The 2209-nt window shown below is 67.5% G+C and carries 1 protein-coding gene and 1 pseudogene; one reads left to right on the forward strand and one right to left on the reverse strand.

Annotated elements, in window-relative coordinates; all coding sequences use genetic code 11:
- Nucleotides 1–1122: 3-oxoadipyl-CoA thiolase (pcaF, locus tag MOV75_RS35350; RefSeq protein ID WP_247007659.1), on the reverse strand; the 1122-nt coding region annotated here is incomplete at its 3' end.
- Nucleotides 1123–1338: 216 nt separating this feature from the next.
- Here pcaF and MOV75_RS35355 point away from each other — a divergent pair.
- Nucleotides 1339–2209, forward strand: a pseudogene (locus MOV75_RS35355) (DNA mismatch repair protein MutS); the annotation flags it as partial.

A 2209-nucleotide genomic window follows, 5' to 3' on the forward strand; every position in this document is an offset into this window, starting at 1 on the left:
CATGCCGTGGACGGCGGTGAGCGCGAGGCGTGCGCCGCTCATGCCGAGGGGATGGCCGAGGGCGATCGCGCCGCCATGCGGATTGACGAAATCCGCATCGTCGGCGACGCCGAGCTGGCGCATGCAGGCGATGCCCTGCGAGGCGAAGGCCTCGTTGAGCTCGATCAGGTCGAAATCGCTGATCTTCTTGCCGAGCCGTTCCATCAGCTTGCGGGTCGCCGGCACCGGGCCGATGCCCATGATGCGCGGCGGCACGCCGGCCGAGGCAGGGCCGAGGATGCGCGCGCGGGGCGTCAGACCATGCTTCTTCACCGCAGCTTCCGAAGCCAGGATCATCGCGGCAGCGCCGTCATTGACGCCGGAGGCATTGCCGGCGGTCACCGTGCCGGGATTGCGCACGATCGGCTTCAGCTTGGCGAGACCTTCCAGCGTGGTCTCGGGACGCGGATGCTCGTCCTTGTCGACGGTGATCGGGCCCGCCTTGCCACCGGGAATGGTGATCGCGATGATTTCTTCCGCAAAATAGCCGGCGGCGATCGCGGCACCTGCGCGCTGCTGCGAGCGGATGGCGAAGGCGTCCTGGTCGGCGCGAGAGACCTGGAATTCCTCGGCGACGTTCTCGCCGGTCTCCGGCATGGCATCGACGCCATACTGCGCCTTCAGCAGCGGATTGATGAAGCGCCAGCCGATCGTGGTGTCGAAGATTTCGGCGGAGCGCGAGAACGCTTCTTGCGCCTTGCCCATCACGAAGGGCGCGCGGGTCATGGATTCGACGCCGCCGGCGATCGCAAGCTCGATCTCGCCGGAGCGGATGGCGCGACCTGCGGCGCCGACGGCATCGAGGCCGGAGGCACAGAGGCGGTTCAGGGTCTGACCCGGAACCGAATCCGGGAGACCCGCGAGCAGGAGCGCCATGCGCGCGACGTTGCGGTTGTCCTCGCCGGCCTGGTTGGCGCAGCCGAAGAAGACTTCGTCCACCTGGGCCCAGTCGAGATTGGGATGCTTGGCCATCAGCGCCTTGATCGGGGCGGCGGCGAGATCGTCGGCGCGCACCTTGGCGAGCGAGCCGCCGAAGCGGCCGATCGGGGTCCGCACGGCATCGCAGATAAAGACGTCACGCATCGTTGTTCTCCCTGAATGCCGCGGTTCGGCCAGAATTCTTCAATGACGGCGGAGTTTTAGGAGCGCGCCCGCGGCAGGTCAATTGACTGATCCGCGCGTGTTCCGAGGGGGGCGCACGCCAGCCACGCATGCCGCAATGCGGACAACGTGGAAAACCCGGTCCTGCCGGCCAAAGCGATAGGAGCAGGTGCCGAAATTTTGTAGGTTGCGCCGCCCATGACCATGCCACAGCCGATCCCCGTCCCGCCCCCCGACGACACGCCCGCGCCGCCAGCGGAAGCCGCCGCGCGGGTCACCCCGATGATGGAACAGTACCTTGAGATCAAGGCGGCGCATCAGGGCCTGCTGCTGTTCTACCGGATGGGCGACTTTTACGAATTGTTCTTCGAGGACGCGGAGATCGCCTCCAGGACGCTCGGCATCGTGCTGACCAAGCGCGGCAAGCATCAGGGCGCCGACATCCCGATGTGCGGCGTGCCGGTCGAGCGTTCCGAGGATTACCTGCATCGCCTGATATCCGCCGGCCACCGCGTCGCGGTCTGCGAGCAGACCGAGGATCCCGCGGCCGCGAAAGCGCGCGGCAACAAGAGCGTCGTGCGCAGGGGCGTGGTACGGTTGGTGACGCCGGGCACGCTCACCGAAGACACGCTGCTCGACGCGCGTGCCAACAATTATCTGCTGGCCGTCGCGCGCGCCCGGACTTCCGGCGGCGGCGACCGCTTTGGCCTCGCCTGGATCGACATCTCGACCGCCGAATTCACCGTGCTGGAATGCTCTAGCGGCGAGCTCGCCGCGACGCTGGCGCGCATCAACCCGAACGAGGCGATCGTCACCGACGCACTCTACAACGACAGCGAACTCGGACAGACCTTGCGCGAGCTGCCGGCGGTGACGCCGCTGACCCGCGACGTCTTCGACGGCGCCACCGCCGAGAAGCGACTGTGCGATTACTTTGCCGTCGCAACCATGGACGGGCTCTCTCAGCTCACGCGCTTGGAGGCCACCGCCGCGGCCGCCGCCGTCACCTATGTCGACCGTACCCAGGTCGGCAAGCATCCGCCGCTATCGCCGCCCGCGCGCGAAGCCT

It is taken from the genome of Bradyrhizobium sp. PRIMUS42 (assembly GCF_023006515.1).
Lineage (GTDB): Bacteria > Pseudomonadota > Alphaproteobacteria > Rhizobiales > Xanthobacteraceae > Bradyrhizobium.